This window comes from Chelativorans composti, assembly GCF_039541695.1.
Classification (GTDB): domain Bacteria; phylum Pseudomonadota; class Alphaproteobacteria; order Rhizobiales; family Rhizobiaceae; genus Chelativorans; species Chelativorans composti.
The window spans coordinates 24,176-44,856 of the sequence record NZ_BAABGS010000017.1; the positions used below are offsets into that span (position 1 = coordinate 24,176).

21 protein-coding genes are annotated in these 20,681 nt (G+C 60.1%); 1 reads left to right on the forward strand and 20 read right to left on the reverse strand.

Annotated elements, in window-relative coordinates:
- Positions 1-3: 3 nt before the first annotated feature.
- The 12 genes from ABD906_RS05110 to ABD906_RS05165 all read right to left on the reverse strand — a co-directional run bounded on the left by ABD906_RS05110 (position 4) and on the right by ABD906_RS05165 (position 15,296).
- The gene (locus ABD906_RS05110; protein ID WP_345098507.1) at positions 4-309 is read right to left on the reverse strand and encodes a hypothetical protein; all 306 of its coding nucleotides are present in this window, start codon (positions 307-309) and stop codon (positions 4-6) included.
- The gene (locus tag ABD906_RS05115) at positions 306-1,070 is read right to left on the reverse strand and encodes a hypothetical protein (RefSeq protein ID WP_345098508.1); all 765 of its coding nucleotides are present in this window, start codon (positions 1,068-1,070) and stop codon (positions 306-308) included. The genes ABD906_RS05110 and ABD906_RS05115 overlap by 4 nt, the downstream gene beginning before the upstream one ends.
- Positions 1,067-1,783 (reverse strand): hypothetical protein, encoded by a 717-nt coding sequence (locus tag ABD906_RS05120; RefSeq protein ID WP_345098509.1) that lies wholly within the window; start codon positions 1,781-1,783, stop codon positions 1,067-1,069. Before ABD906_RS05120 ends, ABD906_RS05115 begins: the two co-directional genes overlap by 4 nt.
- A 37-nt stretch (positions 1,784-1,820) precedes the next feature.
- Positions 1,821-6,434: a TipJ family phage tail tip protein gene (gene gpJ, locus ABD906_RS05125; protein ID WP_345098510.1), complete on the reverse strand. Its 4,614-nt coding sequence runs from the start codon at positions 6,432-6,434 to the stop codon at positions 1,821-1,823.
- Complete coding sequence (locus ABD906_RS05130; protein WP_345098511.1) at positions 6,431-7,066, reverse strand: tail assembly protein; 636 nt, start codon at positions 7,064-7,066, stop codon at positions 6,431-6,433. Before ABD906_RS05130 ends, gpJ begins: the two co-directional genes overlap by 4 nt.
- Entirely contained in the window at positions 7,059-7,862 is an 804-nt protein-coding gene (locus ABD906_RS05135; protein WP_345098512.1) for a C40 family peptidase, read from the reverse strand. The genes ABD906_RS05130 and ABD906_RS05135 overlap by 8 nt, the downstream gene beginning before the upstream one ends.
- Positions 7,859-8,566 (reverse strand): phage minor tail protein L, encoded by a 708-nt coding sequence (locus ABD906_RS05140; protein ID WP_345098513.1) that lies wholly within the window; start codon positions 8,564-8,566, stop codon positions 7,859-7,861. Before ABD906_RS05140 ends, ABD906_RS05135 begins: the two co-directional genes overlap by 4 nt.
- A 55-nt stretch (positions 8,567-8,621) precedes the next feature.
- Complete coding sequence (locus ABD906_RS05145) at positions 8,622-8,975, reverse strand: phage tail protein (RefSeq protein ID WP_345098514.1); 354 nt, start codon at positions 8,973-8,975, stop codon at positions 8,622-8,624.
- Positions 8,975-13,648, reverse strand: a complete 4,674-nt coding sequence (locus ABD906_RS05150) for a tape measure protein (RefSeq protein WP_345098515.1) — start codon at positions 13,646-13,648, stop codon at positions 8,975-8,977. Before ABD906_RS05150 ends, ABD906_RS05145 begins: the two co-directional genes overlap by 1 nt.
- A 29-nt stretch (positions 13,649-13,677) precedes the next feature.
- Positions 13,678-13,971 carry a hypothetical protein gene (locus ABD906_RS05155; RefSeq protein WP_345098516.1) on the reverse strand — a complete coding sequence of 98 codons (294 nt, stop codon included), beginning with the start codon at positions 13,969-13,971 and terminating at the stop codon, positions 13,678-13,680.
- 68 nt (positions 13,972-14,039) lie between these two features.
- On the reverse strand, positions 14,040-14,393 hold the full coding sequence (locus ABD906_RS05160; RefSeq protein ID WP_345098517.1) for a hypothetical protein: 354 nt from the start codon (positions 14,391-14,393) through the stop codon (positions 14,040-14,042).
- An 81-nt stretch (positions 14,394-14,474) separates the two neighbouring features.
- Positions 14,475-15,296 carry a hypothetical protein gene (locus ABD906_RS05165; RefSeq protein ID WP_345098518.1) on the reverse strand — a complete coding sequence of 274 codons (822 nt, stop codon included), beginning with the start codon at positions 15,294-15,296 and terminating at the stop codon, positions 14,475-14,477.
- A 171-nt stretch (positions 15,297-15,467) separates the two neighbouring features.
- Here ABD906_RS05165 and ABD906_RS05170 point away from each other — a divergent pair, with 171 nt between their 5' ends.
- Positions 15,468-15,854, forward strand: a complete 387-nt coding sequence (locus ABD906_RS05170) for a hypothetical protein (protein ID WP_345098520.1) — start codon at positions 15,468-15,470, stop codon at positions 15,852-15,854.
- On the opposite strand, the gene ABD906_RS05175 is transcribed toward ABD906_RS05170, so the two are convergent.
- From ABD906_RS05175 to ABD906_RS05210, 8 genes are all read right to left on the reverse strand, one after another.
- Complete coding sequence (locus ABD906_RS05175; protein WP_345098521.1) at positions 15,848-16,258, reverse strand: minor capsid protein; 411 nt, start codon at positions 16,256-16,258, stop codon at positions 15,848-15,850. The two genes, ABD906_RS05170 and ABD906_RS05175, sit on opposite strands and share 7 nt — an antisense overlap.
- On the reverse strand, positions 16,255-16,746 hold the full coding sequence (locus ABD906_RS05180; protein WP_345098522.1) for an HK97 gp10 family phage protein: 492 nt from the start codon (positions 16,744-16,746) through the stop codon (positions 16,255-16,257). The genes ABD906_RS05175 and ABD906_RS05180 overlap by 4 nt, the downstream gene beginning before the upstream one ends.
- A complete protein-coding gene (locus tag ABD906_RS05185; protein WP_345098523.1) occupies positions 16,743-17,090 on the reverse strand; it encodes a hypothetical protein in 348 nt (115 codons plus the stop codon). The genes ABD906_RS05180 and ABD906_RS05185 overlap by 4 nt, the downstream gene beginning before the upstream one ends.
- Positions 17,083-17,844, reverse strand: a complete 762-nt coding sequence (locus ABD906_RS05190; RefSeq protein ID WP_345098524.1) for a hypothetical protein — start codon at positions 17,842-17,844, stop codon at positions 17,083-17,085. The genes ABD906_RS05185 and ABD906_RS05190 overlap by 8 nt, the downstream gene beginning before the upstream one ends.
- Complete coding sequence (locus ABD906_RS05195) at positions 17,841-18,632, reverse strand: hypothetical protein (RefSeq protein WP_345098525.1); 792 nt, start codon at positions 18,630-18,632, stop codon at positions 17,841-17,843. Before ABD906_RS05195 ends, ABD906_RS05190 begins: the two co-directional genes overlap by 4 nt.
- Positions 18,633-18,635: 3 nt before the next feature.
- On the reverse strand, positions 18,636-19,307 hold the full coding sequence (locus ABD906_RS05200; RefSeq protein WP_345098526.1) for a hypothetical protein: 672 nt from the start codon (positions 19,305-19,307) through the stop codon (positions 18,636-18,638).
- 61 nt (positions 19,308-19,368) lie between these two features.
- Positions 19,369-19,686: a hypothetical protein gene (locus ABD906_RS05205; RefSeq protein WP_345098528.1), complete on the reverse strand. Its 318-nt coding sequence runs from the start codon at positions 19,684-19,686 to the stop codon at positions 19,369-19,371.
- A 66-nt stretch (positions 19,687-19,752) separates the two neighbouring features.
- Positions 19,753-20,655: a major capsid protein gene (locus ABD906_RS05210; RefSeq protein WP_345098529.1), complete on the reverse strand. Its 903-nt coding sequence runs from the start codon at positions 20,653-20,655 to the stop codon at positions 19,753-19,755.
- Between the last annotated feature and the right edge of the window lie 26 nt (positions 20,656-20,681).

Below are 20,681 nucleotides of genomic sequence, written 5' to 3' on the forward strand. Positions count from 1 at the left end.
GTTTCACTCCTCGGTTGATGGAATCTTGGCTTCGAGACCCGCTTCGCAGATCTGCATCAGGTTCAGCTCGTTGATGGCCTTTGCCAGAACGTCCTCCAGCGCCTGGCCGTCGCACGGGAAGGGCCGGACCTCGTCGGGCGCGCAGGTATAGGTCATCTCCTCGGTATGCAGGATGCCCTGATGCATCATGGTCATGCGCAGCGTCCAGCCGACGATCTGGCCTTCCTCGACGATCGGCGTCTGGGTTGACGGCAGCACCTGATACTTCGGACGGCACTTGTAGCGGGGCTTGCAGAGGGGTTCGGTCATTTCGTGAATTTTCCGATGACGATGTTCAGGTCGAAGGTGAAGGCGCTCTTGCCCTTTGGCGGCGGAGGCATGCCAGGAGCGACGGGCGGGAAGCCAATCCAGCTGCATTCCATGTAGTCCCAGGCGGATACCGACTCGAATGCCCGGTTCGAGTGCTTGAACTGGACCTTGACCTTTCCGCCTTCGACGAAGACGCTCATGATCCGGGTCATCCAGGGCGAGCCGTCGCGGATATCCGACATGCACTCGATGATGGAGGTGTTGTTGGCGACAAAGGTCTGGCCGAGCGGCAGGCCGCAGGGCAGACCGCCGATGTCGGCAAGCTCGCCCTGTAGCGTGCGCGTGGCAACTGCCTTGACCAGCAGGAAATCCGCTTCCAGTCCATTCTCGATGGTGGCGATCTCGTGCGTTTTCTCCCATTCAAGCGCCTTATAGTCGAAGACATCCCATACCAGGTAGCGGTCATAGGGCACGGCCACCCAGTTGCAGACCCACTCGTAGCCGCAGACATACTGTCCGAGCATCGGATCCCAGTTACAGACATACTCGTTTTTACACTGGTATTCGTCCCGCGCGCACATCATGGACGGTCCCATGTTCGTCATGCCGCGCTTGATCGACACCGGTATTTCCGGAAAAGTCACGGACACCGTGGCCGACACCGTCTGGATGATGTGCGGCATCGGCTTGTTGGTGTCGAAGATCACCTTGCCGCTGGAATTGGTGATGTAGATCCGGTCGTTGCTGGCGTAGAAGCTCATAACTCGACTCCGATGCCGGGAACGCCTGTGAACGAGCCGTTGTAGGGCGACCGGGTGATCGTGCTGCCGTTGGCCGTCACGATCTTGAACGAACCGTTTGCAACGTCGGCCGTCTTGCCCTTCGAGAACCAGAACATCGGGCTTGTAAGCGATCGCCGCAGGTAGTTGTAGGCGGTATTCAGCTTGCCGCGCGAGGCGATGAACTGAGAGGGCTCGATCCTGAGCGTCTGATTGCCCGAAGATCCCAGTTTCTGCGTGAAAAGGACGATCTTGTAGTTCTTTGTGATGGCCGGAAGGTCATGCTGGTAGACCCAGGCCGTCTCAAAGACGCGCACCTGTGTCGTCGTCACTTCGATTGCAACAGTGCGGAAGGACGATCCTACGTGCTGGATCTGAGAATTTGCCGGCAGCATGTCGTTGCCGACAAACACCAGTGCATGCGGCACGTAGCCCAGGTTGTGCGTGAGCGAGTTCACCGCGCCGGAGGCAGGATTGGGCGTCAGGTAGGCATGCCGGGCGTTGCTGCCGCCCTTCGCACGGAACGGATGGTTCACCGATACGTCGATGATCGCCGCCACACCCACGTAGTCGAGATCGGAGTGGAAGTAGACCGATCCGAGGTTGTTCCTGGGGTCAGTGAAGGCGTTCGGGTTGGCCGGATCGTAGATCGCGACCTTACCCGTCATGCCGTCAGCGTAGAGCTTCTTTGCCATGCGCCCATCGTAAGTAAGTTTTTACTTACTGTAAAGCCTAAACCGTGATCGAGATGAACTTGTTGTCGAGGTCGATCACGAACTTACCGTCCGGACTCTGGATCTTGCCAGCAGTCAGCAGGCCCATGTTGCCGGTGATCGACGACAGCGAGGAGACACTGATCACGTCCGCGGTGACGGCGCCCACCTTCAACTGCGCAGTGTCGATGCTCTGCGTTTTGATCTGGCCGCCGTCGATGATCGTGCGGCCGTAGACCGGGAAGAGCATGATGCCGCCCCGATAGGTAGCAAGAATCACGCTGTTGGCGCCATTGGCCGTCGCATGGCTCGTGGTGGAGCTTATCGTCGTCGCACCCTTCACCCAGTAAAGGTAGAGCGTGCCGGACGACCATGTTGCATTGCCGGCAGTGATCGAGACGGTCTTGCTCGTGCCGTCGTCATCAACATAGGCGATCGAGCCGGCCGTCCAGGCCACCTTGTTGGCCGAAGGCGAGTTGTGCTCGAAGGTGATACCGTCAACCGCGATGCCCCGCTGCCCGATCGTCAGCTTGTTGGCCGAGATTGTATTGGCCGCAATGGCGCCGCCGTCGATGCGCGTCTCATCTCCGCCCATTCTCCAGTCGGCAAGCGTGGTGGATCCGGATACGAGGATCTTGCCGGGGTCGATGCGTGTCGTGCCGCTGTTGATCTTGGCAGCCGGATCATTCGCGCTCGTCACGACGTCCGAGAGCGTGCTGCCATTGACCGTTATGGAGCCGGCGAGTGCCGTTCCAGCCTTGATCTTGGCGGCATCAAGCTCAACGATCTTGGCGCTCGTGATGATCGCGTCAGCAAGCTGCGCCGTATTGGTGATGATCGCATTGTTCGTCACCAACTGCTGCGCGCCGACGGTGCCCGTCAGGATGTTCTGTCCGTCGATCAGCGTCTTGCCACCAGCCAGTTCGACATCCGTTCCGCCGCGGTAGACGGCGATCGGGTGGCCCTGATCGGTAAAGATCGCTGCAATATTCGTGGTCGAGCGAAGCTGGGTTTCGCCCTCGACATAATAGAGGTAGACGGGCTGCGAGGTATATGTTGCGTTACCAGGCGCTATCGTGCGCGACTGGGGCGCCTCCCCGGCTTCACCATAGATGATCGTGAATGTCGGCCAGCTCACCTCGTCGGCGGCCGGAGAGTTCGGCGTCAGAACCAGGCCGACGGTCTGGATCTCCGTGCGCTTGGGCAGCTCTGCCGTGACCGCGGTGACATACGAGGACGCGGTGCTCTTGTTGCCGGAGGTATCAACGGCGCGCACCCAGTAATAGCGGCGGATGTTGTGGTCGAGGCCGGTTCGCGCGAAGGAGCTGCCGGTCACGTTCGCAAGCACAACAGCGTCAGCAATCTGGTTCGTCTCGGACTCGAGCACCTCGATGTGATCGAGGTCAGGATCCGCCGGATTGGTCCAGGACAGCCAGAACGAATTGAGGCCGGCCGAAATCTGCACATTGGTGGGCGGGGCCGGAGGTGTGGAGTCCTTGGCCGCGACATGCGTCACCATGTTCGTGTAGCCGGACGAGTTCGCGCTGCGATCCCGTGCGCGGACACGAATGTCGTAGACCACACCGGGGAGGCTCAGGAACTCGTAACGGTTCGTTGTGACCTGCGTGCCCACCCAGGCACCGCCCGTCTGGCGGATTTCGACATCGTAGCCCGCCAGGTCTTCCTCGGTGTTGGCCGACCAGGTGACGACCACGCGGGCGCGACCGTCATCCTCAAGTTCCGACGTGACGTGCAAATCGACAGGGATGGCCGGCGGTTCAACGTCCGCGCCGTCGCTCAGGGTCGTGATCGCAAACTCGCTCGACCAGTTCAGCCCTTCCTTGCCGAAGGTGTCGTAGGCAGCGATCTTGAAGTAGTAAACCGTCTCGTAGTCGCCCAGGATGGTGAGCGCGTTGCCGCCGCCCTCATAGTAGGGCGTGTCGGTCAGAACATTGATGCCAGGCTCGGTCGAGCGGAACAGGATGACACCGGCATAGTCCGGCTCTTCCGGCTGCGGCCAGGACATGAAGATTGTGCCGCCGTTGATCATGTAGGTCGGCACGATCGGCGCCGGAACGGGATTGGTGAAAGTCTGCACAGCCGGCGTGGACGTGCGGCCGAACACGTCGGAGACCGTCACCTCGACACGCAGGCTGCGGCTGGCCCCTGAATAGCCCTTTCGCAGGCTGTCAAAACGGTTCGCCGTGATGGTGTAGGTGTAGCTTTCCTGATGAACCCGCTCCTCGCGCAGAAGTTCACCCGTCAGCGCATTGTAGATGCGAACGAGGTTGAAGGTGTAGTGGGGCGAGGGATCATCCTTCGGATCGCCATCAAGCTGGAAGGCGAAGTTGTTCTTCCAGCGGATCCGCAGGTCAGGACTCTGGAACTCCGTCGAGCCGGGATTGTCGGCAAGCTCCAGTTCGGAGACCACCGGCAGCGGAAAGCCTTCCGCGCCGGACGCATTGAACGTGATCTCGGCCGGTTCGGACAGAACACCGGCATAGCTGATGGTCTGGACGTAGAACGTGTATTCGCCGGCCTCAGTGTTCCTCATCTCCATGTAGTTGGAGTTGGTGGCACCAAGCTCGATGCGTCCGTCGTTCGGCGTGTCAACAGACACCAGGAAGCCGCGCGTCAGGAAGTTCTGCGGCGGCGTCCAGGAGACGGTCAACGACGTGAAGGTCTGTCCGTTCGAGACATAGCCTGTTTCAGTGACACGCAAATCGGTCGGCGGGATCGAAGTGCGCGAATTGCGCTCGTAGGGCAGGGGCTCGAACACAATGTCCTGCTCGACACGCGCATACTTCAGCGGGTCGTGGAAGAGGGCAGTGACCTTGAAGATGTTCGGCTCGGTCTCGTCGATGGTCAGCACGCGATAGAGGCGCGGTGTGATGTCGGTGCCGGTGATCGTCCAGAGCGCATCTGGCAGGGCCTCCTCGCTGAAGGGCGTCTCCACGCGCAGGGTATCGTCATCGAGCCAAGAGACAATCTTGCGCCTCTCGATAAGGCCCGACGGCAGGGTCAGCATGAGTTCGTAGGTTGCGCCTTCCGTGCGCTCGAAAGGATGATCGAGCTGCACCACGAGACCATTGTGCCGCACGATACGGCCACCGGCGCGGATCTGGGCCTTGCGAGGGTCGGACACGGCGATGATGTCGCCCGGGCGCAGCTCGGCATGATCCCAGGAAGCCGAGTAGGTGATGGTCTCGGTCTCGTTCTGCTCGGTGTCTATGATCCACTTGCCGTAGCGGTGCGCCAGGCCGCGCGACGTGCAACCACGAAGCTGCACGGTCTTCTCGCGCCAACCGTATTTCTCAAGCAGCTTGGTGTCGATGACGATCTCGGTTGCCGGGCGGTAGAAGTCGGCCGGATCATTCCACTTGACCTGAACGACCGAGTGCCGCGCCTTGATCGCGGTGCCGGCATACTCGAAATCGCCATCAATGACGTTGGCAGGTGTGACCAGCTTCACCGGGTCGGCCGGCATGTCGGCGGTCGCAAACACCTTTCCGAGCGCCCAGTAGGCCATGCCACGCCATGCCTGGGTGATCGACTGAAGCACAAAGAAGGCTTCGTCGCGGCTGTCGATGACGCCATTGTAGGTGAAGCGCGGCTCGAGAATGTCCTCGCCGGTGTCGGCGTTCTTGTAGCCGGACGGCACGAGCTGGTCGCAATACTGCGCAATGGTGTAGAGCGACCACTTGTCGATGATGTCGGGGCTCACGAACTCGCCGAGACCATATCGGTTGTTGGTCAGCAGGTCATAGAAGATCCACGCCGGGTTGTTCGTCCAGGCGATCTTGAACGTGCCATCCCAGATGCCGGTATAGGTGCGCGTCTCAGGGTTGTAGTTCTTCGGAACCTTCACCAGCAGACCCTTGACGTGGTAGGCGCGCGGCGGGATGGTCGAACCCATCTCCTCCGCGTTCACGTCGAAGGCTATTGCCGCGGTGTGCGGATAGATGAACTTGCCCTCGATGAGTTCGACGTAGCTTTCCCACCAGAGTTCGTTCTGGAGCTTGTCGTCATCACTGTCAGGCGTGATGCGCCGGACACGGATGTCCCAGGGCGAGCCCCCATCCGGCAGCTCGATCCTGTGGGCAAGCTGGAAGGGAGAAAGGGCCTTCTCGTTCCTCAGCGTGTGATTGACGACATTCACCCAGGTGCCCTGGTAGCCGCGCACGTCGATGGCATAGCGCAGCGACGTTTTCTTCAGTCCCTCATCGGTCTGGCGAACAAGCGCAGGCACTCGCAGGATCACACGCACCGCGTCGATGTTTTCGCCGACGATCGTTCGCACCACACCGCCATTCGCGGCCGTTACCTGGACTTCGACCGTATGCGGGGACTCAACGGCGTTGTGTCCCTTGAAGTGGCCCTCATCGGCATAACCCTGGTGGAACTGCCAGATGACATCCTTGTAGTTGTAGGTGCCGTTCTCGTTCATGAGCGGCGTCTGGTCGAAATAGATCGACTTCTCGCCGTTCACGAGACCATGGATCGGACCTTCCGAGATCGCTTCGATAAAGCGGGCTCGGGCGCGCGTGCGGATCGTATTCGGATCGTTGGAAACACCGCCGCCCTTTCCGCCACCGCGGCCATGAACAACCGGGATGTTCGCAATCTGGTTCACTTCTTGCCTCCGATGGAGCCGCTCTTCTTGCCGCTGGCGGAAATGCGCTCGATGTCCACACCGCCCGAGATCAGGCGGCCGCCCGTGATCACCTCGCCATAGACAAGCGGCATTGCAACGCCCTGCTGGTCAGTCGAGCTGGGCCCGGACATCGTGAACGAATGTTCGTCCTCGTCCTTGCCGCTTTCTTCGGGCGCCAGAAGCTGCGAAACACCGGCCACAGCGACCGCTGCACCAAAGAGCGCAACATGAGTGCCGGTGATACCGCCGAGTGCGCCACCAGCGATCGGGGTGGCGAGCGCGCCGCCCGTGAACAGGAAAGCAGCACCGACAAGCACAACGCCCAGGATGACCTTCAGCAGACCACCGCGCTTGGAACCGGCGACATAGGGAACGATGTGCAGATCGCCATTACCGAGGTTGAAATCGCGCACCTGATCCGCATCGAGATCCATGCCCGTATCGACATCTCTGCCGCGGACCACATGCCAGGCGCCATCGCGGATGGTCTGGTAGAAGCTCGGGAAGTTGGCCGAGAGCGCACGGATGGCCTCGCCGGCCGTCTTCACGTCCAGACGGAAATGGCGTCCATACTGTTCGCCGAGAGAGCCATGCAGATAGACGTTACGCATTGTCGAACCCGACATAACGAAGCCAGACGCCCGCCTGACGCGCCCAGATGCCGGCCGGTTCGCGCCGCGACAGACGCGAGGGCAGGTGATGCAGGATCAGGCCGTTATCGAGAAGCAGTCCGGCGTGGTTGAACTGGCTGGAACGAATCTTCATCAGGAAAATGTCACCGGGTGCCGCATCCTCGAAATCAATGCGCATGAAGCCTTCCCGGATGAAGTTCTTCATGTAGAGGTCTTCGTTGTCCTCCCACCACGCATCATCGCGCGGATATTCGCGCAGCTTGATCGGGTCATAGGGCCAGCCATGAATGTCCTGCCTGGCAAGCTCATCCTTGCCGAGCCTGAAGCAGTCTCGCACCAGCGAATAGCAATCGTGGACACCGTGCATGAACTGCCGGCCGAGGACAGGTGCGATCGGCAGGCTGTCACCCCAGCAGATGGGATCGCCCACGCGCTCATCGTCAAGCGCAATGATGGCCCACGGCACAGCGGTCGCAAGCTGGCCCTCCATGTCGGCCTTTGACGGATAGAAGGGACCATTCGGGTGCGAATGCACCACAAAGTCGATGTTCCCGCCGGTCGCATATTTCGCGTAGACCGCCGGGTCGATCACGAAGGAACAGCGCTTGCAGTTGCAGTTCCGGTCGCCTTCCTTGTGTTCGGAAGGATCGGCCGCGACATTCTCGCAGGCGATATACTTGCCGCTCACGATGAGACCACAGCTTTCGAGCGGAAACTCCCTGCGCGCATGAGCCTTGGCTTCAGCGAATGCCTCTTCAAAACCTGTCGGGATCATACGTTCACCCTCTGAACACCCGGGAAGCCGCCGAACGGCAGTGGCTTGTTGCCGAACCGGACGCGGCAGCAATTGAGGCGCCGGCTCGGATAATCCAAGGCGGGGCTGGAAACGGGCATGTCGTTGATGTCGAAATACTGGTTGCCGGTGTAGGGGCACTCCGCCTTGCTGTAGTCGAACTGACCGGTGGACGGATTGAAAACGCGATAGCGCCACAGGCAGGTGTCGCGGATGATTGTCCGACCAGGCAACATCTTGCCTTCCTGGTCGATCGCCGCGGAGAGCTCCCACTCGATGTAAACAGCGTTCTCGGACGTCTTGCGCTCGAAGCGGAAAACGTCCGGGCCGTAAAAAGCTTCAGGATCCGCATCAGGCTGGCCGTCAAGAAACCGCTTGTAGGTGCGCAGTCGATACAGCGTGCAGCCGAGCAGATCGCCCCATGTCGAAATGATGGCCTGGGCCAGGCCATCAACGTTCGACACGCGAATCTTCGGCGTCGGCAATGCTCCCTGGCCGGTCGTCTCGAGCCCGTCGAACTGGATGTCGATGGGCTGGTATTCGACACCGCCGAACTTCACGGGCTGATCATTGTCGGAACCCATGATGAAGCGCAGCAGCGGTCCGCCCACAGGCGAGGTATCGACTGTGAACAGGTTGATGATGCCGGAAGGCGCAAGAGACTGGCTTTCAGCTTGAATGGACATGGCAACTCCGAGTTGGTCCGATTGTAAGTAAACCATTACTTACAATCAAGCCCAATCAGATCTGGTGGCTGAAGCTCTGCTCAAACTCCGCCTTCACGCTCCAGATGCCTTCTTCCGTGGAAGCCTGCCAATCCTTGCAGACCCACTTCATCACCTCACCCACACCGAAAGGCCGGTAGTAGAAGGGCTTGCAACCTTCCATGCGCTCGAAGAAGCCGACTATCTCTTCCATCTGTTGGTAGGTGAGGGCCTCCCACCTGAGCGACACCGTGCGCTTGATGTGGTTGATGCCCTTCGGCGTCGGCTGAGAATAGCCGTCGCCGAACTCGGCCTCATAGAGGCTGATCTTGGGCTTGTGCGTGGTCCCGGGCGAGGGGCCAATCGGCGGATTGAACGTAGGCAGTGCCATTACCTGCTTCTCCTGTTCAATGCGTTACCCGGACGCTGCTGCTTGCGAACCTCGTCCGCGATGATCGTCCGCATCGTGATTTCCATCTCCTTCGCCATGCGCTTTGCCAGATCCTGGTTCTGTTCAGGCGTGCCGGCGGAGCCGTTCACGGTGATCGGAGCGTTGATCTGGAAGGCCATCGGCTGCTTGAAGCTGCCCATCGCTTCCATCTGCTCCGGCGTGAAGACACCCTCGCCCTTCTTGGCGATGATCGGCACCTCAGACGGCAACAGCTTCGGTCCGCCGACGATACCGCCGCCGTGGAACTTCGGCGCATTGGCGAACAGGCCAAGCGGGGCGAGCCGGGCGCGCGGAGGCGTCGAGCCAACGATGCCGCCGGTGTGGAAGAGGCCGAACAGACCCTTGCCCAGCATCTTGCCCTTGCCACCACCCTTGCCGCCGCGCGGCGCAACAGCAGCCATCTTGCCCTTGCTGCCCATGATGTTGGACATCAGATACTTGATGCCCATGTTGATGATGTCCTTCAGGATGCCCTGAATGACCGAGCGCAGATCGCCCGTGCCCATGATGAGGTCGGCAAGTCCGCCGGCAAGGCTGTCCATCCAGCGCGTCGTCGCCTGCTCAAGCTGACCCTGGAAGTCGGACCATTCCTTCATCTGGCGCGCAAGCGGGCTCTGCATCGCATACTGGGCGCGGATCTGGGCCTTGCGGCGCTCGACCTGCTCAGTGATTTCCTCTTCGCTCAGGCCGGCCTTCCGGGCGTCCTCGACCCAGCGGTCAAGCAGGGCAAGCTGACGCTGCATCTCGCGCTGCCTGATCTGCGTCTGGGACATCATCGAAGTCTCGAAGTCCCGGCGCTCCTTCGCCCACTTCGCGGCCTGTTCGTAGGCCTCGACCTGACCAAACTGGCGGAGCTGATTGGTGCGGAAATCAAGCGCGGCCTTGTATTCGGCCGAGTCCTCGCCATAAGCCTTCTTCTTCAGCTCGACATACTCATCAAGCTCCATCCGCAGCTTGCGCAGCTCATCGGACTCGCCCTTGTAGTCGGGGTTCCTGGACTTCTCCCGGGCCTCCCTCAGACGCTCGGCGAGCTCCAGTTCCTTCTTGTTGAACTGCTCTTCCTCGCGCTTGGCGTCCTTGATGGCATCCTGCGTCTCCTTGCGCTTCTTCTCGGCAGCATCGAGCTCCTTGGCGAGCTTGATCAGGTCGGCATAGACCGGATCGTTTGCATCGCGGATGGTATCGAAAAGCTTTCCAGCCTCGATGTCATCAACGAGCCGCTCGTAGTGCTTGCCGATCTCGTCCACGCCGGACTTGGCGCGTTCAATGTCGCGCTGGATCTTCTTGGCGTATTCGGCCACATTCTGCTGACCGGTGCGACGAGCAAGATCCAGAGCCTTTTCCTGATACTGGCCGGCCGTCTCGCGCACGTCGGCCTCGATCTTGGCCTGCTGCTCGGTAAGCTGCTGGGTCTTGGTCTTTTCCTCGTTGAGGCGCGCCTGGGCATTCGCCTGCTCGTTGAGGGCAGCGGCCGCCTCGCGCGTCGGGCCCACACCGGCGTTGTAGGACGCCTGGTTATTGTAGGCCTGAAGAATAACGTTCGCATCAACCCGGCGCAGACCTTCCCATTCATTGCGCAGGCCCTCGACATTCGCGCCCCGGCCACGCATCAGTTCGAGGGCCAGGCGATCCTGCAAGTCGGGCGTGAACAGTTCGTCGCCGCTCAGCCCGAGCTTCTTACGCAGGGAACGCAGCGTCGTCTGCACGATCTGGTAGCGTCCGACGGCGCTCGAATTGAAGTAGTTGCCCGGGTGCCGAAGCATCTGCGTCTGAAGCCGGTCGATCTCATCCAGGGTCATGTTGACCAGATCGACAGGGCCGCCGGTGAACCGACCATAGGCAAGCGTCTCGTTATAGCCGCGACCCTTGTCCGTGCCCTCGGCGCGCGCGATCAGATCCAGGAACGAGCCGGCATGGCGCGTGATCCTGTTTCCGCCGCCGTAAATGCCGGTCAGCAGGTCATTGGCAACACCGCCCGGGCTGAAGCCCGAGAAATTGAGGCCGGAGATCGTGTCACCAGTCTGCGACACGACGCCGAGCAGGCGCTGGAACCGGTTCGTCGCCTCATCAATGGCATTGAGCGACTGCTGGCCGAATGCGTCGTCGCGGATCGCATCGCCAACCTTTGCCGCGGCTTCCGCGTTCTGTGTCAGCCCACGCGCAGCAGCCTCGATCAGTCTCTGAGTCTCGCTGTTCTTTCCGAAGCCCTTGATGAGCCCGGCGTCCATGCGCATGATGAGCTTCTCGGCATCCGAGAGCTTGCGCCCGCTCTTGCGCTCAAAGAGCTCCAGCTCCTTTTCAAACAGATCATCCCTGATCCGATCAAGCTCACGGTAGACCTCCTTGCGGCCATCCATAAGCTCATCCAGCGCTTCCTTGGCCTCGGCGGCATCAAGCAGCGCCTGATGCAGCTTCGCCACTTCCTCGCCGCCTTCCTTGATCGAACCGAAGTCGCCATTGGCGATGCGCTGCATCATCTCCGCGGCCGCGCCACTGGCACCGTTGAACTCGGCCCACACGGCGGCAATGTCCTGCTGTAGAGACGCAAGCGCCTTCTTGCCACGCTCGATCGCCTTGCTCTGATCTTCAGGAGCCTTCTGAAACTTCATGCCGCGCTCCTGGGTGCGCAGGTCCTCGATGCGCTGGTCGGTCGCCTTGATCTGGTCGTCGATTGCCGTGATGATCCCGGCCAGGCCTATCGAAGCCTCGACGTCACTTCTCTCAAGCTCGGCAATCAGCGCCTGGCGCGAGTTCATGTAGACCTCGCGGATCTTCTCCTCGAGCTCGATGCCGCGCTGGATTGTTAGAACACTGTAGTCTTCCTCAATCTTCGAGATTGCCTCGCCGGTCTGCCGAGCATTCCTGATCGCGTCATCAAACGCCTTCCGGTCGAGTTCAGACTGGCGCAGATACTGGGCGCGCAGAATGCCAATCTTCTCGTTGTTCTCACGCTCAAGCTCACGCAGTCGCTGGTCACGGTCGCGCTCACGCGCCTTGCGCAGGGCGTCCTCGCTCTCCTCTTCAACCTTGACGCGACGCTGCTGGAGCTCCTCATACTTCTTGAGCCAGTATTCGAGGATCCGCTGATGCTGCTCGACAGAAGTGCCGCGCGGCGGGTTCTCCATGGCCTGCTTGATGTTCTCAATGGTGCTGAGGATCTGCTGTTCCTCGGCATCAAGCGTTGCCTTGTAGTTGTCGATGATCTGCCGGGTCGCAGCTTCCGTCTGGTTGCCGAACTCGATCATCTCCTCATAAGCATCACGAGCCGCCTCGGCCGTGGACTTGAAGAAGTCCCGAAGCAGCATCAGCGCGGAACCAAGACCAACGGTGATGGCCCCGAGCACCGGGATTGCCATGACAATCGCACGCAGGGCCGTCGCCGCACCAAGTGCAGACATCTGAACACCAATCAGTGCTGTGCTCAGGCTGCGGAAGCCGGTCGCGCCAAGCGCAATCATGGAGCCGGCCTCGGCCATTGCGCGGCTGAAGGCCACCATCGTCACACGTGTGCTGTTGATGGCGCCGGCAATTGCACCGAATGCAGAGTTCGCCACGCCTGCGAGCCAGATAAGGCCGCCGCTTGCTGCAAGCGTCGCAATCTCGTCGCGGAACTTCCAGACCCAGGCTACAAGCTCGCGGAAGCCCTGCATAACGGCCGTGAGCGCCGTGCCCATCTTCTGGGCGATTGCGCTAGCGAAGTCGGACCGGAGAAACTCATTGATCGCAATCAGCTCGCCCTTGACGGCCTGGAAGAAGCCGCGGCCGCCTTCGCCCGTCACCAGCATCTGAAGGTTGGTCTTCAACTGCGAGACCTGACCGTTGAAGCTTTCCATCATGCGCTGGGCAGAGCCGCCATAGGAGCGCTCGACCTCAGCGTAGAACTGCTCCAGGGCAGACTTCGCCTCGACCGTGCCGGTCGCTATCGCCTTCGTCAATTGAGCGACCGAAACACCCATCGAGCGGGCCATGAGCTGCATGGCGCCAGGCATGGATTCACCAAGCTGCTGACGCAGCTCTTCCATCTGGATGACACCCTTACCCGACATCTGTGTGATGCCGAGCACGATGCGCTCAAGCTGCTGGTCGGTGCCACCGAATGCCGCTACACCGTCAACGAGTGCCTTGAACGCGCCGGAGGTCGGGTCAATACCGGTCGCCTTCAGCTTCACGAAGGCGCTCGACATGGCGTTGAGCGAGAAGGGCATCTGCCGCGCCTGCTCGCGCAGATACTCCACGTTCGACGCAGCATCCTCGAATGGATTTTCCTTCGTGCTCATGCCGGTCATGAGCATGGTCAAACGCTCCATTTCGGCGTTGACCTTGACGATCTGACCGAGCCAGCCGTTCGCCGCGCGCGAGACCGCGCCAATGCCCATCGAGAGGGCACCGGTCACGATGGTAATGTCGCGCAGGCTGGACAGGAACGAACGGTTGGCATCGGTGGCCCGCGTCATCGACTTGATGACGCTCTGGCCGTTCTGGGCATATGCCTGAAGACGAGGGTTCGTGCGGATAAGCTCTCGCTCGAACTGGGCAAGAGACTGACCGGCGCGCAGCAGTCCGGTGGTGAAGCTGCCATCAGCAAGCTGAAGTTCAACGCGAATTGCAGTCATTCCAGTCAGTCCCGTATGTAAGTCGTTACCTACCTTCTCGTTCGAGCCTGCGCGGCCAGCTTCATCTTCAGTGCTCGCAGTCCCTCACGGTCGAACTCGGGATCGAGGCCCGTTTCCGGATCGACCCTCATCTCCGGCGGAACCTTGAGCGGCTCCCAGATGTAGATCTCGCCCATCTCCTCCTGGAGCACCTCGATCGCCTTCTTGTAGGCATCTGAGCTGGTGACCGCGGCCAGGACACGGAGCTGGCGGATCTCTTCTTCCGCCCTGAGCCGATCCACCTGGCTCACGAAGAACCAGAACCGCCTCAGGGGCATCTTCATCACATCATCCCACGAGAACCCGTATTCACGCAGAACCTTGGCGAGCAGAAAGCCGACGTCGAAGCTTTTCAGCTCGCCGCGGGGGCGTTTCCCGTCTTGGCGGCCTCCTTGGCCTCTTTGGCATCGGTGGTGCCAATCTCCGCATTCATGCCACGCGCCATGTCAGCAAGCTGCTGAATGGTGGACAGCGGCCACTTACGCATCTTCTCAACCGGAAGCGTGGGAAAAGCGCGGGAGACAATCCGGATGATCGTTTCGACCTCCTGAACCGGGGAGGCATTCACTCCAAGCGCCTCAATATCACGCATGTTCTCGAGGAACGTCTCGACCGTTGCCTCCTTCATCTCGTGACGTTCGCCATCGACAATGATCGCCAGAGCGGGAGCCGGAGCCAGGGTGTCGAGATTGATGACTTTGGTCATATGGTTCTTCCTGTGGTTGAAAATGGGCAGCCGGCGCCTTCAGCAGACGCCGGCCAGGTTCCTCAGATGCTGTCAGAGAGCTTACGCATTCACGTCGCCGACGGAGAACAGAACGCCGTCCTCGCGGACATAACCCTTGAAGTTCGCCTGATAGACGCGCTCTGCGTCCGTCTGGTAGGCGAAGTTCAGGGCGCCCGGGCAGGCAGCGCGATAGATGATGAAGTCATCCTCGCCATTCGTGCCGCGCGGGCGCAGGATCAGGGTCTTGGCGACCGACAGCAGGTTCATGTTGATGCCGTCGGACACATCGACGCGCGCAGAAGTCGGATCGACGCCACCGGCCAGGTTCGTCTTGGTGGCGTTGGCCGGAGTCGCGAAGTCGAGCGTGATTTCGCCGTTGCCCGCGGCGCCGTAGTTCTTCGCCGTGATCGTCACAACGGCGTTGTTGGCCGCTGCGGTGTAGGGAACCGGAGCTGCGTTGATCTTCTCGGCGAGGGCCGCGGCGGTTGCATTCTTGTCGGCGCCGATCTTCACGTCGTAGGCTCCAACAGGAGTGTCGGCGAACTCAAAGGTGAAGCCCGCAAACGTGACGCTATCGCCGATCGACGGATTGCTGTTCAGCGTGACCGAGCCGGTAGCGCGAACGCCGTCGGTGATGAGCCGGGCGCCGGGCATGATGGCAACCAGGTTTTCCAGGGTCGTCTCGGCGAGCGGAACATTTGCCGTCACGGTGCGACCAGTGATAAGTTCAGCCAGCGGCGTGGAACCGTGCTGGTCAACGGTAACTTCGTGGGTGGTCGTCTGCACCTCCACCTCGACGCCGCCCTTGGTGTAGCCAAGGTCAACACCGTCGAAGAGGACGTTACAGACCCCCAACTTCACATTATCTGCGGACGATGCCATTAGTGAGATCTCCTTAAAATGGCCGTGGGGTAAGTAAGTGCTTACTGACCATAACCGATTGGGCATCAAGAGTAAACAAGGAATTGACTAGTCCCTTCCGAACACTCGACTTTTCCTTTGTTACGCTGATAGAAGACGAAGCAGAGACACGAACGAAAAGAGGAGACGTGAATGCTTAGACTTCTTGCCGCCGCACTCCTTCTGGCGGCAAACCCCGCAATGGCCGACGAGGATTTTGAGCCGGTCAATCGTGCCCTCAGCAAGGCCGTCACCGATTACGGGCACTTCTACGGCAAGGAAAAGGTCTGCGGAAACACGCGAGACCCCCTCTACATTCGCCTCAAGATTCAGAACAAGATGGCCGAAATCACTGGCGTCGATCCGGTGGATGTCCTGAAGGCCCTTGATGATGCCGAGCATTTCGGTGATCTGGTCTGGGGCCTAAGACGCTGCGAGAGCGATCTCAGCAGAGAGGCAACCCGCCAGGTCATCGAGGAAAGCCTCGACACCCTCTACAGGGCCGTCTCGAAATATAACAGCAAGCGCTACAGCTACTGAAACTCGCTCATCGTCCAGACGGCATCGAAGTGCTGGGAAAACTCCAGACCGTTGCCTTCAAGCCGCGGAAACTGCACCGGTAACGTCTTCGGATAGAACAGGGAGACGCTGCCGGTCATGTTCTTTTCAGGAAACTCGTGCCGCTCCGGCGCCTCGACCATCAGGATCTTCGCCACCTCATTCGCCAGATGATCGCCCTCGACCGGATCGACGTGCCGGGTGATGATCTGAATGTTCGCGCGATAACGCCCCGGAATATACGGATCGACCGGGATGCCGGTGAGCGGCGCCCTTGTCAGCACGCCAATCTTGGTTTCGGCCGGCAAGAAGCCGCGGAAAAGGCTCACGCCCGGCACCACGATGCCGCTGTCGGCCAGCTTCCTTTCAATCACGTCGAAAATCATGCCATTCCCTCTTCCTGAATAACGCCGGCGACCGCCTGGATCATCTTTTTCATCAGCCGCGGCCGCTCCTCATCGACGGCGCGCGTAAGAAAGAACGAGCCGATGTGCCTGCCAGGGTTCTGAAGCATCTTCTTCACGGTCTCTTTGCCCGGTTTCCACGTCTTGCTTTCAACCAGGTGGTCGTAGTTCTCGTGAATGATCCACGCATACTGATCGACCGTGACCAGGCTGTAGCGGCCAAGGACCGGCTGGGCGCCGTCAACGTAGATGTCGATCTCGAGTCGGCCGCGCGGTCCGCGCCCTTCCCTCATCTTGATCGCCTCTTCGAGCGAGCCCCAGTCGCGCGGGGTGTTGAGTTTTGCCTCCTCAAGAATGATCTCGGCTGACCGGCGCATGGTGCGCGCCGCGTTTTTCGGAACGCGATCTGCAATGTTTCGCAGTGCTGCCTTGACCTTCGGAAACCCCGAGACCTTCATGTTTGCCTTCATGCCGGGATTACCTCGAGATCACATTCAAAGTGGTCGATGTTGCCCATGATGGAGCGCCGGACGTGCTTGGTCTGGATGACGAAGACACCCTCCTCGCACTCGAACTTGTCGCCGACCTGCACGTCGATGAAAGGCGCGATCAGGATCTTGGCGCGCTCTGCGGCGTGCTCGTCTGCCGAACCGCGCGATGCAGAACTGTCGGCGCGAACGGAAGTCTTGCGCGCGCCAACATCCATGTTGACCGCCCCAAACGGACAGTCGATCGGCTCGGCATAGGTCGAACGAGCGAAAACGTCACGGCCGATAAGCTTGTAGAGCTTGCCGACCTGATTGGGTTCAAACATCGACGGCCTCCAAATCCAGATAGGCGTTTGCGTTCGGGTGGAAGTAAGTGTCACGCACGGCCGCGTAGCCGGGAGCATCGCCGGACAGGCTGATCACATCGACCTGCTTCTCAACACCATCCTCAAAGCGCACGACGCCGGCACGGTCGATGCCGTGATCCACGAGAGTGAAGAGAACCGTCTCGTTGTAGGCAGACAGCAGCGACATGCGCCAGATTGTGCGAATGAAGCTGCGCGAGGGCATCTTGCGCGACCGGCGGTCGAGAAAATGAAACAGCACCAGGTCGTCATGATCCATGCGATAGCGCCACGCGGCCTCGCTCTCGGAAATACCATTCGCCCGGGCCATCATGCGCACGTCGAGCGTTGCCTTCTGAAGCTCGCGTCGCAGGGTCGCAATGTCTCGCTGCAACTGCGCGACAAGCTCATCAGTCAGAAAGCTCTGGGTCAGCTTCAAATGCTCAAGGGCTGCGTCCGTAAGTTCTTCAGTATCTTTTTGCGTCAGCTTGCGCTGCACGCGCCCCTGAGCTTCTGAAGCGATTTCGTAAAGATCCTTCGCAATCCAGTCCTTCTCCTCCTCAAGAAAGATCCGGGCCTTGCGTTCAGCTTCGGCTACCGTCTCTGCAATGCGGCCGACATACTCGAAGACGCCGCCGGACAGTGCGCGAGAATAAAGCACCTGATAGGACGCCAGCAGCCGCTCATATCGAGCGGCCGCGGCTTCCGCACGTTCAGACAGAATGTTCGAGATCATGCCCGGGTGATGCGCATGTTGAAGTGAATGTAACCCGCCAGGGCTGCCATCGTCTGCGGATTGAGGCCGTAATCGACGCGATCGGCCCGGATGGTCATCGAGCTTTCACCGATAGTTTCGGAAACTATGCCGGCCCGGCGCTTGCGGGCAACAGCATCACCCTGAAGCAGCTCGTTGGCTTCGATCAACTGGGCCCGACGAAGCGCCTGGCGGAAGTGGTCCGGGAGCTTCTTGAAATCCTCGGCCGACATGCCGATCCAATCTTCGCGGGTGATGTAGTGCTCCTCGCGGAAGTTCAGCTTGTCGTGGGTGTCGCGAACACCATACTTTAACGGCATCATGGTTATGCGCCGGAAAGCCTCGACGAGCGCGGCGCGCCGCTGATCGTCGTTGGCCGCCGTCCAGCCGGACATGTTCACCATGTCCTTCATGGCGACCTGGGCCGTTTCATAGGTCTGGAACGTGTTGACCATGATCTCAAGGCGCTGTTCGGCCTCAAGTGCATAGGGCAGAGATCGAATGATCTCACCGCCAACCGTGCCGATGGACACCCGCAGAACACGCACCGCGCGCGTCTCGTTGCTATCCAGTTCATTGTAGATCCGCGGGACAACAACCGTGACAGAGCCGGCCGCAGGGTCGAAGGGAATCGAGCCGAAATTCTCGATCTCGTTATCTTCGCCATCAAACAGCACGGCCGACACGGATGTCGGCGTAATAGGCTGGCCGTTGAGGTCGCTGAATGCAACCTCAACCTCGACAATGCTGTCTGCGGGGTAGAACTTCATGGCCTACTCCGGTGCCTTCTCGGTGGACACGGCCACGGCCAGGTCTCCGGTAGCAGCGGCTTCCGTGATTGTCTGGCTGACAGGATCCGGGGTCTTGCCAGATTCATCAGCCGGCCCTTCATTCGCGGGCTCCGCAGCAGCCGCGGCCAACGCGATCTTCTCGAGGCTTTTCTGCTGCTCTGCACGAACCTTCTCGAGCGACAGCTTTCGCTTGGCGAGATAGGCCTCCTGCGCCTCAAGGATCATTTCGATGAGAACGGCGATCGACCGGTGCTTCACACCCCAGCGGGCAGCCACCCGGCGCACACCGGTGATGCCTTCCCTGTCGGCAATGGCCTCGAGGCTCTCGCGCGTCTCCAGTTCCGGGATCTTCTGGGCATCGAGCTTGGCGCGTTCCAGCTCGGCAATCTTCTCGGCCTCGGTCTGGCGCGGACGGGTGGGGTTGATGTTCTCGGCCCGGGATGCCGCTTCGCGGATCATGCGATGCACGGAACCAGCAGGCATGACCACGCCGTTCTCGTCGATCTCGTCGAAAGGCATTGCGGCGGCCATACGGTCACGAACGTGCCGCGGCAGCCACTCCACGGACTCGCCATTGACGAACTTCACCGCGCCGAGGACGCCGGTGTAGTTGCGCATATGCGGCGATGCAACCCTGAGCTTCTTCAAATCCATGTTGAACCTGATGCTTGCTGATTAAGAGGAAGTGCCCGAATGAACTCCGGGCTCTGATTGGCTACTCGCTGGTCTCTTCGTCTCCGGCCTCTTCGTCTCCGGCCTCTTCGTCTCCGGTCTCTTCGGACTCATACGGGGGAACGCCGACGAACGGCGCACCAGGATGATCGGGCTTGTGCTCGTGCGTCCAACGCAGAACCGGCGATGCGCCACCGATCTCGTTGTCTTCATCGTCGATCAGGACGCCGCCCTGAGAGGCAGCAATGATGTCGATGTCGTGCTGGCTGATTCCTACGCTCACGCCATTCACGAACTGCACACCAAGAAGATACCCGGTGTAGTTCTCGAAGCCGGGTCGGGTAAGTTTGAGGCGAGGCATTTCGTTCTCCTTAAAGAAAAAGGGCGGGGAAGTCCCCGCCCATTGTATGTAAGTTCTGACTTACAATCAAGGAACAAGAACACCCTTCAGGCGGGCAACAGCATGGGTCGCGCGCAGGGCGGCGCCGCAATACCACTTCACACGCCAGCGAGTGGAGTCCTTGTTGAAGTTCAGGCCAACCTCCTCCAGACGGATACCGGCGGCATCACCAGCCCAGAGTCCATGGAAGCCGTCAACCTCGTTCGCACGCACCGCATAGATGGAGGTCGTCTTGTCGCTGGAGCCCTGGATCTCATCCTTGCTGATGTAGTCGTTGATGATGACCGGCATACCATCGTAGAAGCGCATCGGCATCCCGAAGTTCTCAACCATGATGTGCTCGGCCGTGTTGCCACCCTGGAGGCGGGCAAGTTCACGGATCACGCGCCACATCTCGGAGCGCATCATCAGGAAGTCAGCGCCAAGCGGCACGGCATCCTTCAGCTCATCGAGCATTGCGAAGGACAGGGCGTTACCGTTTGCGCCGGCGGAAATCGTCTGCTCCGGAACCGTGAGCTTCTTCAGACCATCGAAGGTCTTCGGGTTCACGGACTCATCGCCGTTGATCAGGCAGTTCTTGAAATCGCGACCGACGGCCTTGATCTTGAACTTCGCCTGAACAGCGATCTGGTCATACATTTCCGACTTCACTTCGGAAATGAAGTTGGCGATGTCGAACTGGCCCGCAAGGATCTTGAGCCTGGTCGAAACATTCTCGACCTCGCCCGTGCTTTCCTCGATGTCATCGTAGGGGTCGATCCAGCCAGCGTTCGGCAGCGACTTCTCGCGGGTATAGCTGAACACATCGTCCTTGGCCTTCACGAACGGCACAAGGGCGAAGAATTCATCCTTATCGAGGAGCTCCTCGATAATGCCGCGCTGGCGGTCATCCTCTGCCAGCTTTGCGGCTTCGGTCATCAGAAGCGGCATTGTTCAAAACTCTCCTTGCGTTAAGG

Coding starts and splice junctions, on each gene's coding strand:
- ABD906_RS05110 (WP_345098507.1), bottom strand. CDS start 309: ATGACCGAACCCCTCTGCAAGCCCCGCTACAAGTGCCGTCCGAAGTAT.
- ABD906_RS05115 (WP_345098508.1), bottom strand. CDS start 1,070: ATGAGCTTCTACGCCAGCAACGACCGGATCTACATCACCAATTCCAGC.
- ABD906_RS05120 (WP_345098509.1), bottom strand. CDS start 1,783: ATGGCAAAGAAGCTCTACGCTGACGGCATGACGGGTAAGGTCGCGATC.
- ABD906_RS05130 (WP_345098511.1), bottom strand. CDS start 7,066: ATGCGTAACGTCTATCTGCATGGCTCTCTCGGCGAACAGTATGGACGC.
- ABD906_RS05135 (WP_345098512.1), bottom strand. CDS start 7,862: ATGATCCCGACAGGTTTTGAAGAGGCATTCGCTGAAGCCAAGGCTCAT.
- ABD906_RS05140 (WP_345098513.1), bottom strand. CDS start 8,566: ATGTCCATTCAAGCTGAAAGCCAGTCTCTTGCGCCTTCCGGCATCATC.
- ABD906_RS05145 (WP_345098514.1), bottom strand. CDS start 8,975: ATGGCACTGCCTACGTTCAATCCGCCGATTGGCCCCTCGCCCGGGACC.
- ABD906_RS05150 (WP_345098515.1), bottom strand. CDS start 13,648: ATGACTGCAATTCGCGTTGAACTTCAGCTTGCTGATGGCAGCTTCACC.
- ABD906_RS05155 (WP_345098516.1), bottom strand. CDS start 13,971: ATGAAGATGCCCCTGAGGCGGTTCTGGTTCTTCGTGAGCCAGGTGGAT.
- ABD906_RS05160 (WP_345098517.1), bottom strand. CDS start 14,393: ATGACCAAAGTCATCAATCTCGACACCCTGGCTCCGGCTCCCGCTCTG.
- ABD906_RS05165 (WP_345098518.1), bottom strand. CDS start 15,296: ATGGCATCGTCCGCAGATAATGTGAAGTTGGGGGTCTGTAACGTCCTC.
- ABD906_RS05170 (WP_345098520.1), top strand. CDS start 15,468: ATGCTTAGACTTCTTGCCGCCGCACTCCTTCTGGCGGCAAACCCCGCA.
- ABD906_RS05175 (WP_345098521.1), bottom strand. CDS start 16,258: ATGATTTTCGACGTGATTGAAAGGAAGCTGGCCGACAGCGGCATCGTG.
- ABD906_RS05180 (WP_345098522.1), bottom strand. CDS start 16,746: ATGAAGGCAAACATGAAGGTCTCGGGGTTTCCGAAGGTCAAGGCAGCA.
- ABD906_RS05185 (WP_345098523.1), bottom strand. CDS start 17,090: ATGTTTGAACCCAATCAGGTCGGCAAGCTCTACAAGCTTATCGGCCGT.
- ABD906_RS05190 (WP_345098524.1), bottom strand. CDS start 17,844: ATGATCTCGAACATTCTGTCTGAACGTGCGGAAGCCGCGGCCGCTCGA.
- ABD906_RS05195 (WP_345098525.1), bottom strand. CDS start 18,632: ATGAAGTTCTACCCCGCAGACAGCATTGTCGAGGTTGAGGTTGCATTC.
- ABD906_RS05200 (WP_345098526.1), bottom strand. CDS start 19,307: ATGGATTTGAAGAAGCTCAGGGTTGCATCGCCGCATATGCGCAACTAC.
- ABD906_RS05205 (WP_345098528.1), bottom strand. CDS start 19,686: ATGCCTCGCCTCAAACTTACCCGACCCGGCTTCGAGAACTACACCGGG.
- ABD906_RS05210 (WP_345098529.1), bottom strand. CDS start 20,655: ATGCCGCTTCTGATGACCGAAGCCGCAAAGCTGGCAGAGGATGACCGC.